The sequence below is a fragment of the Aeromicrobium sp. JJY06 genome, from assembly GCF_044069275.1.
GTDB classification, from domain to species: Bacteria; Actinomycetota; Actinomycetes; order Propionibacteriales; family Nocardioidaceae; genus Aeromicrobium; species Aeromicrobium tamlense.
On the sequence record NZ_JBIMRD010000001.1, the window covers coordinates 1,764,490 to 1,778,715 of the forward strand.

The 14,226-nt window shown below is 70.5% G+C and carries 13 protein-coding genes and 1 pseudogene; 8 read left to right on the forward strand and 6 right to left on the reverse strand.

What is annotated here, in order from left to right; all coding sequences use genetic code 11:
• Positions 1-17 precede the first annotated feature (17 nt).
• Positions 18-107, forward strand: a complete 90-nt coding sequence (locus ACGWYL_RS08610; protein ID WP_395487243.1) for an NADP-dependent isocitrate dehydrogenase — start codon at positions 18-20, stop codon at positions 105-107.
• 186 nt (positions 108-293) lie between these two features.
• On the opposite strand, the pseudogene ACGWYL_RS08615 reads toward ACGWYL_RS08610, so the two are convergent.
• From ACGWYL_RS08615 to galK, 5 genes and pseudogenes are all read right to left on the reverse strand, one after another.
• Positions 294-1,490 (reverse strand): annotated as a pseudogene (locus tag ACGWYL_RS08615) (DHA2 family efflux MFS transporter permease subunit); the annotation flags it as partial.
• A gap of 86 nt (positions 1,491-1,576) precedes the next feature.
• Entirely contained in the window at positions 1,577-2,686 is a 1,110-nt protein-coding gene (locus tag ACGWYL_RS08620) for a GNAT family N-acetyltransferase (RefSeq protein ID WP_395486956.1), read from the reverse strand.
• The gene (locus tag ACGWYL_RS08625; protein WP_269307020.1) at positions 2,683-3,513 is read right to left on the reverse strand and encodes a prephenate dehydratase; all 831 of its coding nucleotides are present in this window, start codon (positions 3,511-3,513) and stop codon (positions 2,683-2,685) included. Before ACGWYL_RS08625 ends, ACGWYL_RS08620 begins: the two co-directional genes overlap by 4 nt.
• Positions 3,514-3,636: 123 nt before the next feature.
• Positions 3,637-4,491, reverse strand: a complete 855-nt coding sequence (locus ACGWYL_RS08630) for a DUF559 domain-containing protein (protein ID WP_395486957.1) — start codon at positions 4,489-4,491, stop codon at positions 3,637-3,639.
• A gap of 132 nt (positions 4,492-4,623) precedes the next feature.
• Positions 4,624-5,727, reverse strand: a complete 1,104-nt coding sequence (gene galK, locus ACGWYL_RS08635) for a galactokinase (protein WP_395486958.1) — start codon at positions 5,725-5,727, stop codon at positions 4,624-4,626.
• A 42-nt stretch (positions 5,728-5,769) separates the two neighbouring features.
• On the opposite strand from galK, the gene trpS reads away from it, so the two are divergent.
• A complete protein-coding gene (gene trpS, locus ACGWYL_RS08640) occupies positions 5,770-6,789 on the forward strand; it encodes a tryptophan--tRNA ligase (RefSeq protein WP_395486959.1) in 1,020 nt (339 codons plus the stop codon).
• Positions 6,786-7,298 carry a 2'-5' RNA ligase family protein gene (locus tag ACGWYL_RS08645; protein ID WP_269305393.1) on the forward strand — a complete coding sequence of 171 codons (513 nt, stop codon included), beginning with the start codon at positions 6,786-6,788 and terminating at the stop codon, positions 7,296-7,298. The genes trpS and ACGWYL_RS08645 overlap by 4 nt, the downstream gene beginning before the upstream one ends.
• 1 nt (position 7,299) lies before the next feature.
• On the opposite strand, the gene ACGWYL_RS08650 is transcribed toward ACGWYL_RS08645, so the two are convergent.
• A complete protein-coding gene (locus tag ACGWYL_RS08650; protein ID WP_179426300.1) occupies positions 7,300-8,178 on the reverse strand; it encodes a LysR family transcriptional regulator in 879 nt (292 codons plus the stop codon).
• 126 nt (positions 8,179-8,304) lie between these two features.
• Here ACGWYL_RS08650 and ACGWYL_RS08655 point away from each other — a divergent pair, with 126 nt between their 5' ends.
• The 5 genes from ACGWYL_RS08655 to ACGWYL_RS08675 form a co-directional block, all read left to right on the forward strand.
• Entirely contained in the window at positions 8,305-8,976 is a 672-nt protein-coding gene (locus ACGWYL_RS08655; RefSeq protein ID WP_325064614.1) for a succinate dehydrogenase cytochrome b subunit, read from the forward strand.
• 13 nt (positions 8,977-8,989) lie between these two features.
• Complete coding sequence (locus ACGWYL_RS08660) at positions 8,990-10,942, forward strand: fumarate reductase/succinate dehydrogenase flavoprotein subunit (RefSeq protein ID WP_179426298.1); 1,953 nt, start codon at positions 8,990-8,992, stop codon at positions 10,940-10,942.
• Positions 10,939-11,679 carry a succinate dehydrogenase/fumarate reductase iron-sulfur subunit gene (locus tag ACGWYL_RS08665; protein WP_179426296.1) on the forward strand — a complete coding sequence of 247 codons (741 nt, stop codon included), beginning with the start codon at positions 10,939-10,941 and terminating at the stop codon, positions 11,677-11,679. The genes ACGWYL_RS08660 and ACGWYL_RS08665 overlap by 4 nt, the downstream gene beginning before the upstream one ends.
• Before the next feature lie 130 nt (positions 11,680-11,809).
• Complete coding sequence (locus tag ACGWYL_RS08670; protein ID WP_395486960.1) at positions 11,810-12,901, forward strand: hypothetical protein; 1,092 nt, start codon at positions 11,810-11,812, stop codon at positions 12,899-12,901.
• Positions 12,902-12,917: 16 nt separating this feature from the next.
• A partial coding sequence (locus ACGWYL_RS08675; protein ID WP_395486961.1) for a hypothetical protein occupies positions 12,918-14,226 on the forward strand: 1,309 nt, incomplete at its 3' end.

Here is a 14,226-nt window from a genome sequence, read left to right on the forward strand (position 1 = left end):
AGGGCCAGCCGGCCGATCTGGGCGGCTACTACCAGCCCGACCCGGAGAAGGCCGCGAAGATCATGCGTCCCAGCACGACCTTCAACGAGGCGCTCGCGTCGTTCTGACGTCCACGCCACGACGAGACCCACGAGGAACGCCAGCGCGGGCACGAGCAGTGCCTCGGCCATGGCGTCGGTGAACGGGCCTGCGAGCGCGTCGGGCAGGCTGCTCGTGCCGGTGCCCTCGGCCGCCGAGCCCGTGGCCTGCGGCAGGTGGTGGGCCAGTCGTGCGGAGATCGCCGCGGCGATCGCGGCCGAGCCGAGCACGGCGCCGACCTGGCGCGTGGTGTTGTAGACGCCCGCGCCGGCACCCGCCGAGGACATCGGCAGGTTGCGGGTGGCGGTGGAGGCCAGCGGCGCCCACAGGAACGCGTTGCCGAAGCCGAGCAGCGCGTTGAGCACGAGCAGCTGCCAGACCGGGGTGTCCGGTGCCATCACCAGGGTCGTGCCGACGATCGCGACCGAGGATGAGGCGAAGCCCACCGAGGCCAGCCAGCGCGGGTGCATCCGGTCGCTCATGCGGCCCACCACCGGCGCCATCGCGGCGGTGACCACGGCCATCGGGACGAACAGCAGACCGGCCTGTGTGGCGTCGAAGCCCAGCACGGTCTGGGTCCAGAGCATGAACGGGAACGCCATCGCGGTGACCGAGAACGAGACGGCCGAGATGCCCAGGGTGGACACCGAGAAGTTCCGGTCGCGGAAGAGGCTCAGCGGGACGAGCGGCTCGCGCCGGTTGCGGGCCTGCCAGGCCACGAACACCGCGAGGACCACCAGGCCGGCGGCGATGAGCAGCGGCACCGAGAGCAGGCCCTCGATCTGGCCCCAGTCGTACTTCTCGCCCTCCTGGATGCCGAAGACGATGAGGAACATCGCGATGGCGCTGAGCACGACGCCGACCCAGTCGAACTGGTGGCTGTGGGTCTCCAGCGCCGGAACCAGCCGCCACGCGAGCGCGAAGCCGACGATGCCCACCGGCACGTTGATGATGAAGATCCACTCCCAGCCGGCGTTGTCGACCAGCACGCCGCCGAGGACGGGCCCGACCAGGGTGGCGACGCCGGCCGTGGCGCCCCACAGTGCCATCGCGCGGCCGCGGTTGGCCGGCGGGAAGGTGCGGGTGATGACCGCCATCGTCTGCGGCGTCATCATCGAGGCGCCGAGGCCCTGCACGACGCGCGCGATGATCAGCCACTCGACCGAGTCGGTCAGGCCGCACCACAGCGAGGACAGGGTGAAGACGGCCAGGCCTGTCAGGTAGACGTTCTTCGGGCCGAACCTGTCGCCCAGGCGTCCGGTGATCAGCAGCGGCACGGCATAGGCCAGCAGGTACGCGCTGGTGACCCAGATGACCGAGTTGTAGTCGGTGGCCAGGTCGTCGCGGATGGCCGGTGTCGCCACCGACACGATCGTGGAGTCGACCAGGATCATGAAGAAGCCGATGACCATGGCCCACAGGGCCGGCCACGGGTTGGCCGGCAGGACGCGCTCGGCGGTCGTTTCGCTCACCCGGGGAATGTACGCCCGGGCACCGACTACTGCGCGCGCATCCGCTCGAAGAGGTGGTGGTCGGTGACTCCACCGTCGCCGAGGCGCGCGGTTCCGTGCTCGGTGCCGTAGCGCGCGAAGCCGAGCGACTCCGCGACCCGCAGGCTGGCCGTGTTGCCCTCGGCGGCCACGATCGCCAGCCGCGCGAGGTCGAGCCCGTCCGCGTCAAGCGCGTGGTCGACGACGGCCCGGACGGCCTCGGTCATGAGGCCGCTCGCTCGGGCGTCGGGGTGCATCCAGTAGCCGATCTCGCCGGTGCCGGGGGTCGGTCCGGTGAGTCCCATGACCGAGACCGTGCCGAGCAGCCGGTCGTCGTCCCGTGCGGCGATCGCCCAGGTCTCGCGGTCGCCCGTGGCGGCGTGCCACCACGAGTCGTGGACGTAGGAGCGTCCCTCGGCCGGGCCGTACGGATCGGGGAGGTTCGACAGGAAGTGCCGCGTGGAGGGGTCGCTGCACGCCTCGACGATGCGCGGGACGTCGGTCTCGCGGAGGGGACGCAGCCGCAGCCGCTCGGTCTCGAGCGTGGACTCGAGCCAGCGCGTGCGCGGCATCGGCGCGTCGCCGAAGCGGATCGATCCGGTCCAGGCGTCGAGGATGCGGCCGCGCTCGATCAGCCGGTCGGGCTCGGTGCCGTGGAGCCGGAACCCGCAGGCGTGCGCGACCCGCAGGCTGCCGATGTTGCCGACGTGGGCCGACCACTGGACGACCTCCTTGCCGGCCTCGACGAACGCGTGGTCGACGGCGAGCCGGACCGCGGCGGTCATGACGCCCTGGCCCCGGCAGTCGGGGTGCAGCGCGTAGCCGACGTCGGCGAGCGCCTCCTTGCCGCGGACGTCGACGTTGCCCGCGTAGCGGCCCTCGAACTCGACGGCCCAGCCCATGGCCGTGCCCTCGTTCCAGCCCTTCGGGATGACCTCGAGCGCGAACTGCTCGCTCATCGCGCGCGAGTGCGGGGTGGGGATCGCGGTCCAGCGGATCATGTCGGGGTCGTGCGCCATCTCCAGCGCGCGGTCGATGTCGGCCGGGGTGTGGGCACGCAGCGTGACCATCCCGTCGCTGAGGACGGGGACGTTGAGCGGCCAGCCCGGCCCGGTCATCGGTGCTCGGCGCGGAAGGGGTCGGCCGGGTAGACGCCCAGCACCTTGATCTCGGTGGTGAAGAAGCGCAGCTCCTCCAGGGCGCGGGCCAGGCCCGGGTCGTCGGGGTGACCGTCGACCTCGGCGAGGAACATCGTGGCGGTGAACTCGCCGCCGACCATGTAGCTCTCCAGCTTGGTCATGTTGATGCCGTTGGTCGCGAAGCCGCCGAGCGCCTTGTAGAGCGCCGCGGGCAGGTTGCGGACGTTGAAGATGAAGCTCGTGACGACAGGGCCGTTGCCGGCAGGCGCGCGACGGTCCTCGCGCGACAGCAGCACGAAGCGCGTGGTGTTGTGCTGCTCGTCCTCGATGTCGGACGCGAGCACGTCGAGGCCGTAGATCCCGGCGGCGAGCGGCGGCGCGATGGCCGCGGCGGTGACGTCGTTCGCCTCGGCGATCTCGCGCGCGGCGCCGGCGGTGTCGCCGGAGATCAGCGGGGTCCAACCGTGCTCGCGGATGATGCGGCGGCACTGACCGAGGGCGTGCACGTGCGAGTGGACCGTCTTGATCGTCTCGAGCGTCGTGCCAGGCGTGCCCATGAGCGAGAACCGGATCGGCAGGAAGTGCTCGCCCACGATGTGCAGGTCGCTCGTGGGCAGGAAGTGGTGGATGTCCGCGACACGCCCCGCGAGGGAGTTGTCGATCGGGATCATCGCCAGGTCGCAGCTGCCCGAGCTGACCGCGGCGAACGCGTCCTCGAACGAGGCGCACGGCACCGGCTCGGCATCGGGATGGTGGAGGTCGATGACCAGGTGCGAGTTCGAGCCCGGCTCTCCCTGGTAGGCAATCCGCGTCACCGGCTCAGCGTATCGGGGGCCCGGGGGACAAAGGATGAGGCATTCGGCCCACGGCTGGGACGACGATGAGGCATTGGGGTACCGAAGCGGGGCGCAATGCATCATCGTTCGTCCTCAGGCGGTGGCGCGGGTGGCCCGGAGCAGCTGGTCGATGACGCGGTCGGGCTCGTGGCGGATCGAGAACGACGAGAACGCGAGCACGCGGCGGCCGTCGATGACGAGCTCGTTCGACCGGTGCAGGTCGTCGCTCCACTGCTCGACGGCGAGGTGCGGGATCCCGTGGATCTCGACGGCGAGGTTGAACTGCGCCCACCAGACGTCGAGGTAGTACCGCCCGTCCTTGCCCTTCGCGCGTTCCTGGCGCGTGGGCTTCGGCAACCGCGCGGCCTTCCGAAGCCCGTCGAAGTCGCGCTCGGGGAGGGACTGGATCCCGCCGCGTGCGTCGAGCACCGACTGGATGATCAGCGCCTTGCGCTTGCAGTTGCCGCGCCGGTCCAGCACCTCGCGCATCCGACGGACGCTCGTCAGTCGCTGCTGGAACGCGGCGATCACCAGCGCTCTCGCCCGCCGCGGCGTGGCCGCCCAGCTGGCCGCGTCGACGATGCTGCGCTCGAGGCTGGTGCGCCGCGGCTCGTTCGGCGGGACGTCGTCGGGGCCGAGCTGCGTGCTCCAGTGCAGCTCGAGGTCTCCCGGTGGTCGCCGGCCTCCCTCCGGCAGGACGATCGACACGCGCTCGGGGTCGAAGCCGCGCAGTCCCCCGCGGCGAGCCGCCGTGAGCCCGGCGAGCGCACTGCCCGCGGGACTGGCGGCGAGCCACGCGCGCTCCAGCTGATCGGGGGTCAGCGGACCGTTGTGCGTGACCACCACCCCGCGCATCGGCTGCTGCCACGTGCCGGAGCGGAGGCGCTGTCGGACGACGGATCGGCCGTGGAAGGCGATAGCGCGGGCGGTGCTGAGGACGTCGAGCATGGGCCGACCGTCGCGCCCGCGGGAACGCCCGACCAGAGGTCAGCGGTTGGCTGTGGACGCCCGCGCGGTCGGTCTCGCGCCTGTGGAAGACGAACGATGATGCATTGCGCCCCGCTCAGGTACCCCAATGCCTCATCGTTCGTCCCCGCGGTCCACCCGGGCGGCGGCGGGGGAGGGGCGGACGGTGAAGACGTGCGGGGGAGCCCAGGAGCGGGCGGCGAAGGCGGCCTCGGTGCGGGCACGGAGGGGGTCGACCTGGTCGGGGCGGAGGAGGGCGATCGCGCTGCCGCCGAAGCCGCCGCCGGTCATGCGGGCGCCGAGGGCGTCCGAGGCGAGCGCGCAGTCGACCGCGACGTCGAGCTCCTCGCACGATACGGCGAAGTCGTCGCGCAGGGACTCGTGCGACGAGGTCAGCATCGCGCCGAACTGGGCCCAGTCGCGCCGGCGCAGGGCCGTGACGGCGCCGCGGACGCGCGTGGTCTCGGTGAGCACGTGCCGGGCGCGGGCCTTCAGCGTGTCGTCCGTCAGCGAGAGCAGGCCGTCGAGCTTGATCGCGGCGAGCGAGTCGACGCCCGCCGCGGCCGCGGCCTCGGCACATTCGCGCCGCCGCTCGGCGTACTCGCCGCCCGCCAGCTCGTGGTGCGCGCCGGTGTCGATCACGGCCAGCACGAGCCCGTCGTCGGACCAGTCCGCCGGCACGGCCTCGGCGGCGGGAGGCGAGGCCGAGAAGTCGAGGTGCACCGCGTGCCCGTCCTGCGCGAACAGCACCGCGTACTGGTCCATCAGACCGGTGGGCGCGCCGACGAAGTCGTTCTCGGCCCGCTGGGCGACGAGCGCGAGCTCCTCGCGTGAGCGCCCGGCCCCGGCCAGGTCGTCGAGCGCGAGCGCCACTCCGCACGTCAGCGCCGCGGACGACGAGAGCCCCGCGCCGACCGGCAGCGTGGACTCGAGCACGAGGTCGGCGCCGGACACCCGAACGCCCGCGGAGCGCAGCGCCCAGACGACGCCCGCGACGTACGCGGACCAGCCCGTGACGTCGCCGGGGGAGACGTCGACGTTCAGGGACGCGCGCTCGCCGCGGCTCCACACGTTGACGACCCCGTCGTCGCGCCGGCGGGCCTTCACCAGCAGTGAGCGGTCGATCGCGATGGGCAGCGCGGCGCCGCCGTTGTGGTCGAGGTGCTCACCGATCAGGTTCACCCGTCCGGGAACCTGCCAACGGCGCACGTCGTCCACGCCGTTCACCCTACTCATCGGACGGCTGGCAGAATCGACCCCATGTCACGCCTCCCCCGTGCGTTGTCCGGCGCCCAGCCGACGGCCGATTCGTACCACCTCGGCAACTACATCGGCGCGTTCATGAACTGGGTCGCGCTGCAGGACGACTTCGAGGCGTTCTACTTCATCCCCGACATGCACGCGATCACGGTCGACTACGACCCGCAGCTGCTCGCCGAGCGCACCTACGTGGCCGCGGCGCAGATGCTCGCGGCGGGCGTCGACCCCGAGCGCAGCGCCCTGTTCGTGCAGAGCCACGTGCCCGAGCACGCCCAGCTGGCGTGGATCCTCAACGGCGTCACGGGCTTCGGCGAGGCCAGCCGGATGACGCAGTTCAAGGACAAGAGCGCCAAGGCCGGCACCGAGTTCGCCAGCGTGGGCCTGTTCACCTACCCGATCCTCATGGCCGCCGACATCCTGATCTACCAGGCCGACAAGGTCCCGGTGGGCGAGGACCAGCGCCAGCACGTCGAGCTCACGCGCAACCTGGCGCAGCGGTTCAACCACCGCTTCGGCGAGACCTTCACCGTCCCCGAGGCGTACATCGTCAAGGAGACCGCGAAGATCTACGACCTGCAGGAGCCGACGAGCAAGATGAGCGGGTCGAACCCCGTCCACACGGGCGTCGTCGACCTCACCGACACCCCGAAGCAGGCCGCGAAGAAGATCAAGTCCGCCGTCACCGACAGCGAGACCGAGATCCGCTACGACGTCCAGGCCAAGCCCGGCGTCTCGAACCTGCTCACCATCTACTCCGTGCTCACCGGCCGCACGATCGACGACATCGTCAAGGCGTACGAGGGCAAGCAGTACGGCCACCTGAAGGTCGACCTCGCCGAGATCGTGGGCGAGCTGGTCGGCACCTTCGGCGTCCGCACCCGCGAGCTGCTCGACGACCGCGGCGAGCTCGACCGCATCCTCGCCGCCGGCGCCGCCCGGGCCCGCGAGGTCGCCGCGCCCACGCTCGACCTGGTCTACGAGCGCTCCGGCTTCACGAAGCCGCTGGGCGGCCGGGCGTGACCATCACCGTCGGCGTTTCGATCGCCATCCCGGAGCCCCACGGGGAGCTGCTGCGCGACAAGCGCCGCTCCTTCGGCGACGAGATGGCCGACCGGATCCCCAGTCACATCACGCTGGCCCCGCCGCTCGTGGTGGACGAGGGCGGCGTCGAGTCGCTGACGCACGACCTGGCCGAGCTGGCCGACGTCTTCCAGCCGTTCACGGTGAGCCTGCTCGGCACCGGTACCTTCCGCCCGATCTCGCCCGTCGTCTTCATCGCCGTGAGCGAGGGCATCGCCCAGATCGAGACCCTCGCCGAGGGCGTCCGCAAGGCGATCGGCGCGCCCGAGCCCGAGTTCCCGTTCCACCCGCACGTGACGATCGCGCACAACGTGCCCGACGCCGCGCTCGACGAGGCCCTGCACGACCTCATCGACTTCCGGTGCTCGTTCGACGTCGACGCGTTCCACCTCTACGTCGACGACGCCGAGCAGGGCTGGCTGCCCACCTCCACCTTCCCGCTGGGCTGAGTCAGCTCTCGAGCGCCTCCACCAAGGTGGCGCGGAACGCTCGGGCCGCGAGCGGCAGGGTCTCCAGCGGCCGGTGTGCCACCGCGATGCTGCGCGAGAGCGGTGGGTTCTCCAGCCGCGTGCGCCGCAGCCCGGTGCGCGTGCCCATGACGATGTCGGGCACGACGGCGTGGCCGAGCCCGGACTCGACGAACCGCAGCACCGAGCCCATCTCGCCGCCCTCCACCGACAGCCGCGGCTCGAACCCGGCGGCCTGGCACGCGCGCAGCGTGACGTCGCGCAGGTCGTAGCCCTCGCGGAACATCACGAGCGGCAGCCCGGCGAGATCGGCCACGTCCATCTCCTCGGGCATGTCGGAGTCGGCGGGACTGGCCAGCACGAGGCGCTCGGTGTAGACGATCGAGGTCTCGAGGTCGGGGATCTGGGACGCGAGCGGCACGATCAGCAGTGCCAGGTCGATGCGGCCCGAGGACAGCTCGGCGGTGAGGTCGCGCGAGCCGGCCTCGTGGACCTCGAGGTCGATCGCGGGGTGCTCGGCGCGGAACCGTCCGAGTACCGGGGCCAGCAGGCCCTCGACCATCGACGGCGTCGCGCCCATCCGCACGCGCCCGCGCTGGAGCGAGGCGACCTCGTGCACCGAGCGCGTGGCGTTGTCGGCCTCGATGAGGATGCGCTGCGCGTGGGGGAGCAGGGCCTCGCCGGCGCTGGTGAGCTCGATCCCGGCGCGGTCGCGGACGAGCAGCCGGGTGCCGAGCGAGTTCTCCAGGGCCTGGATCTGCTTCGACAGGGTGGGCTGCGAGATGCCGAGGGTGTCGGCGGCGCGGGTGAAGCTGCGCTCGTCGGCGACGGCCACGAAGTAGGCGAGGTGGCGCAATTGCACGGGGCAACCATAGCCGATGTCTATGAAAGTTCGCCTTACTTCGACTTCGCGTGAATCGAGGAACGCGCCTAACCTGTGGCCGTGGCCACTTCCCAGATGACGCGCCTGCCCGCTCAGCGGTCAACGGTGGCGCTGAAATTCCTGATGGCGGTGACCGGCCTGATCATGGTCGGCTACCTGCTCCTGCACATGTACGGCAACCTCAAGGTCTTCGCCGGCCAGAGCGCGTTCGACGACTACTCGCACCACCTGCGCACCCTGGGCGAGCCCTACCTGCCCTACAGCGGCGCCCTGTGGATCATCCGCGTCGTGCTGCTCGGCTCGATCATCGGGCACGCGTACGCCGCCGTCACCCTGTGGCGCCGCAACCGCAAGGCCGCGGGCTTCGTCGGTGGCAAGCGCTACCACTCGCCGCGCGGCAGCCGGGGCATCCAGCGCAGCTACGCCTCCTTCACCCTGCGGTGGGGCGGCGTCGTGATCCTGCTGTTCGTGATCTACCACCTCCTGCACCTGACCGGGAACCAGATCCACCCGGGCGGCGCCAGCGACAGCCCGTACGACCGCGTGGTCAACGGCTTCGAGATCTGGTGGGTCGTGCTGTCCTACACGATCGCGCTGCTGGCCGTCGGCCTGCACCTGTGGCACGGCGTGTGGAGTGCTCTGACCACCCTCGGCGCCAACCACAGCGGCACCCGCACCGGCTCCCGCCTGACTCCGCTCTCGTGGATCATCGCGGGCGTCATCACCATCGGCTTCCTGATCCCGCCCTGGGCGATCCTGCTCGGGCTCGTCGACTGAGAGAGACACGAACATGGCTTTGGACTTTCACGTCGTCGGCGACGAGATCCGCGACACCGCCGCTCCGGCGGGCCCCATCGAGAAGCGCTGGGACGAGCACCGGGCGCACATGAACCTGGTCAACCCGGCCAACCGCCGCAAGCTCAACGTGATCATCGTGGGAACCGGCCTGGCCGGCGCCTCCGCGGCGGCCACGCTGGGCGAGGCCGGCTACCACGTCAAGTCGTTCTGCTACCAGGACAGCCCCCGTCGAGCGCACTCCATCGCGGCCCAGGGCGGCATCAACGCGGCGAAGAACTACCGCAACGACGGCGACTCGATCTACCGACTCTTCTACGACACGGTCAAGGGCGGCGACTTCCGCGCCCGCGAGTCGAACGTCTACCGCCTCGCGCAGGTGTCGGTGAACATCATCGACCAGTGCGTCGCGCAGGGCGTCCCGTTCGCCCGTGAGTACGGCGGTCTGCTGGACAACCGCTCGTTCGGCGGCGTCCAGGTGTCGCGTACGTTCTACGCGCGCGGCCAGACCGGCCAGCAGTTGCTGATCGGCGCCTACCAGGCCCTCGAGCGCCAGATCGGCCTCGGCACGGTGGAGATGTTCACCCGCCACGAGATGCTCGAGCTGATCATGGTCCCCGACGCCGACGGCACCGAGCGCGCCCGCGGCATCATCGTCCGCGACATGCTCACCGGCGAGGTCGAGACGCACCTGGCCGACGCGGTCGTGCTGGCCACCGGCGGCTACGGCAACGTCTTCTTCCTCTCGACGAACGCCATGGGCTCGAACGTCACGGCCACGTGGCGCGCGCACCGCAAGGGCGCCTACTTCGCGAACCCCTGCTACACGCAGATCCACCCCACCTGCATCCCCGTCTCGGGCGACTACCAGAGCAAGCTCACGCTGATGAGCGAGTCGCTGCGCAACGACGGCCGCATCTGGGTGCCGAAGAAGGCCGGCGACGACCGCCACCCCGCGGAGATCCCCGAGGACGAGCGCGACTACTACCTCGAGCGGATCTACCCCGCGTTCGGCAACCTGGTGCCGCGTGACATCGCGTCGCGCGCCGCGAAGTACCAGTGCGACGCCGGCAAGGGCGTCGGCCCCGGCGGCCTGGGCGTCTACCTGGACTTCGCCGAGGCGATCGAGCGACTCGGCCGCCCGGCCGTCGAGGCCAAGTACGGCAACCTCTTCGACATGTACGCCCGGATCACCGGCGAGGACCCGTACACGCGTCCGATGCGCATCTACCCGGCCGTGCACTACACGATGGGCGGCCTCTGGGTCGACTACGACCTGCAGAGCAACCTCACGGGTCTGTTCGTGGCGGGTGAGGCGAACTTCTCCGATCACGGCGCCAACCGCCTCGGCGCCTCGGCGCTGATGCAGGGCCTGGCCGACGGCTACTTCGTGCTGCCGTACACGCTGGCGAACTACCTGTCGCACGCGCCGTACGAGCCGGTGCCCGAGGACCACCCGCGCGTCGTCGAGGCGCGCCAGGCGGTCGAGGAGCGCGTCGAGAAGCTGCTCTCCATCAACGGCACCCGCACGGTGGACTCCTTCCACAAGGAGCTCGGCCAGATCATGTGGGACTACTGCGGCATGGAGCGCACGGAGGAGGGCCTGATCAAGGCCATCCAGATGATCCGCGACCTCAAGGCCGAGTTCTGGAGCAACGTCAAGGTCACCGGCGAGGCCGAGGAGCTCAACCAGACGCTCGAGCGCGCCAACCGCGTGGCCGACTTCTTCGAGCTCGGCGAGCTGATGTGCATCGACGCGCTGAACCGCAACGAGTCCTGCGGTGGTCACTTCCGCGCCGAGAGCCAGACCGAGGACGGCGAGGCCCTGCGCCACGACGACCAGTTCGCCTACGTGGCGGCCTGGGAGTTCGCCGACAACCAGCCCGTCCTGCACAAGGAGCCGCTGGAGTACGAGTACGTCGAGATGAAGGCCAGGAGCTACAAGTGAAGATCACCGTTCGTATCTGGCGTCAGAAGAACGCCGAGTCCAAGGGTGAGATGGTCACCTACGGCCTGGACGACGTCAGCGAGGACATGTCGTTCCTCGAGATGCTCGACGTCCTCAACGAGCAGCTCACGCTCGAGGGCCAGGAGCCGGTGGCGTTCGACTCCGACTGCCGCGAGGGCATCTGCGGCTCGTGCGGCGTCGTGATCAACGGCATCCCGCACGGTCCCGAGGTCACCACGACGTGTCAGCTGCACATGCGCACGTTCCACGACGGTGACGTCATCGACATCGAGCCGTGGCGCTCCGGGGCGTTCCCGGTCGTCAAGGACCTCGTCGTCGACCGTGGCGCGTTCGACCGCATCATCCAGGCCGGCGGCTACATCACCGCGCCCACCGGCTCGGCGCCCGAGGCCAACAACATCCCCGTGCCGAAGGAGGATGCGGACCACGCGTTCGAGGCCGCCACCTGCATCGGCTGCGGCGCCTGTGTCGCGGCGTGCCCCAACGGCTCGGCGATGCTGTTCACGGCCGCGAAGATCACGCACCTGGGCCTGCTGCCGCAGGGCCAGCCCGAGCGTGACTCGCGCGTCCTCGGCATGGTCGAGCAGATGGACTACGAGGGCTTCGGCGGCTGCACCAACATCGGCGAGTGCGCCGCGGCGTGCCCCAAGGGCATCCCGCTGGACGTCATCAGCCACCTCTACCGCGACATGCGCAACGCCCTCACCAAGGCCTGAGCAGCGGCTGAGTCGCATGAAGGGGTCCACCGCGAGGTGGGCCCCTTCGTCATTCCCCTCGTGAGGAGACCGGTGTGACGTAGGGTGCGAGGGCGGCACGCTGCCGCCGACTTTCCTCAGGGGGAAACTGATGACGCACCACGCACGACCCGTCCTTCTCGCGGTCCTCGGGCTGCTCGCCGGCCTGATGATGGCGCCGGCGGCGACCGCCTCCGCGGCCCCTGCCGCGGAGCCCACGATCTCGGGCACCGTCAGCATGGAGGGCTACGCAGGCCCCGACTCGTTCCCGGGCGTCAGCATGGAGCAGCCCCTGGTCGTGCAGGCGTACGCGCGGGTGGGCGGCCGCTGGACGAAGGTCAGCGAGACGAGCACCGTCGGCGGCGGCGCCGACGGGCTGGGTATTCGCTCGGACGGCTCGTACACGCTCGCCTTCAAGGTCGCGTACGAGGACGTCCGGCTGAAGGTCCGGCAGCTCCGCTACCTGGAGGACTACGGGATCCCCTATCCTGCTGCCGCACCGGACACCCCGGCCGCGGAGCTCCAGACGGTCTTCTGGGACGGCACCCCGGGCGGCGCCCTCACGATCGACGAGGCCCAGCCCATCGACCTGCGGACCGGGTCCGCGGTCGACCGGAACATCACGATGCGGCTCTCCGAGAAGATCCGCGTCACGAGCCGTCCCCGGATCACGGGCGTGGCCTCGCCCGGACAGGTGCTCACCGCACAGCCCGGCACCTACGCTCCCGCAGCGTCCTCCGTGACGTACCGATGGGCCCTCCGCGAGTACGACAACGGGGAGTACACGTACTCGTACCCGACCGTCGCAACGGGACGGACGTTCCGGGTCACGTCCGCGCACCTCGGCAGAAGACTCGCCCTTGAAGTCGAGCCGTCGCGGATCGGGTTCGAAGCTCCGCTCGTGCAGACGGCGGATCTGCTCGTGAAGAGCCGCAGCCGATTCGCGGTGAAGGCGAAGCCCGGCAAGCGCAAGGCGACGGTGACGATCGCGATCAAGGCGCCCGGCGTGGCGACCTCGCGGATCCACGGCAAGGCGTCGATCTACGCCAAGGGCAAGCGGATCAAGACGGTGAACGTCCGGAACGGGAAGGCGACCTTCACGATCGCGAAGCAGAAGAAGGGCAAGCGCACGTACACGGTGCGCTATTCGGGCAACCGGATCATCACGTCGTCGGCGAAGTCGCTCAAGATCGCCATCCGCTGACACGAGGAGAGCCGAGATGAAGAACGCCACCCGAGCCGCAGTGGTCGCGGTGCTGGCCGTCGTCGCGAGCCTGCTCATCGCGCCCTCCGGCACGGCCCAGGCGTCGAGCCGGGCGGCAGTGGGCACGATCTCCGGCACGGTGACCGGGCCTGCCCCTGCCACCGTGACGCTGCACCGCCGTTCGGCGACCGGCGGCTGGAGCGAGGTGGGAGCGGTCGAGGCCGACCTCCGAGGTGCCTACACGGTGCGCGTTCCGTCCGCCGGGACCTACCACGTACGAGCGAGGCTGAACATCGATCTGACGCATGCCGCCGCACCCTCGCGGTCGATCGCGATCGCGAACGGGACGAAGGTGACCGGCGTCGATCTGGCGATGGCGCCCAACCCCACCGTCGACGGCGTCGTCACCGCGTCCGGCTTCGACCGGGCCGAGCTCCGGCCCGACCTCAGCGAGGGCCGGGCCGGCCTGCGCGCGGCGGTGTGGGGCCTGCTCGACGGGCACTGGGAGCGGTTCGGCGGCACGTACGGGACGTACGGCTCCAGTACGGTACGCGGTCTCTACTTGGGTCCCTGGGTGGACCTCGACACCCAGAGCGGCGCGTACACCGTGCCGGTGCCGGGGTACTTCGACGCGATCCGGCTGCAGTTCTACCAGCCGCACTGCGTCGAGCCGGTCGACTGCGGGGATTACTTCGGTGCGACGCCCGTCGCGCTTCGCGCGTTCTGGAACGGCACGCCCTCCGGAGCGGCAACCCTGGCCGCCGCGGCAGACATCGACGTGTCGGCGGGCTCGGTCGTGGACAAGAACATCACCTTGCAGGCGGCGCCGCGGCTTCGTGCCACGGCGCGACCGACCATCACCGGGGTCGCCGCCCCGGGGAAGGTGCTGACCGCACGCGTCGGCTCCCACGTGCCGACCGCGACCGGAGCGACCTACACCTGGCGGTCGTCCGCCGTGGGTCAGGAGGGCGAGCAGGACGAGGTCGTCGGACACGGCCGTACCTTCACGGTGCCGCCCAGCCTCGTGCACCAGAAGCTCCTCGTGCACGTGACGGCGAGTCGCGCGGGCCACGAGGCCCCGCTGCTGGCGTCGACCTACGTGATGGTCAAGACGTCGAGCAAGCTCGCGGTGAAGGCGAAGCCCGGCAAGCGCAAGGCCACGGTGACGATCGCGATCAAGGCGCCGGGCGTGGCGACCTCGAGGATCCACGGCAAGGCGTCGATCTACGCCAAGGGCAAGCGGATCAAGACGGTGAACGTCCGGAACGGGAAGGCGACCTTCACGATCGCGAAGCAGAAGAAGGGCAAGCGCACGTACACGGTGC

Coding starts and splice junctions, on each gene's coding strand:
- ACGWYL_RS08620 (WP_395486956.1), bottom strand. CDS start 2,686: ATGACCGGGCCGGGCTGGCCGCTCAACGTCCCCGTCCTCAGCGACGGG.
- ACGWYL_RS08630 (WP_395486957.1), bottom strand. CDS start 4,491: ATGCTCGACGTCCTCAGCACCGCCCGCGCTATCGCCTTCCACGGCCGA.
- ACGWYL_RS08670 (WP_395486960.1), top strand. CDS start 11,810: ATGACGCACCACGCACGACCCGTCCTTCTCGCGGTCCTCGGGCTGCTC.
- trpS (WP_395486959.1), top strand. CDS start 5,770: ATGTCACGCCTCCCCCGTGCGTTGTCCGGCGCCCAGCCGACGGCCGAT.
- ACGWYL_RS08660 (WP_179426298.1), top strand. CDS start 8,990: ATGGCTTTGGACTTTCACGTCGTCGGCGACGAGATCCGCGACACCGCC.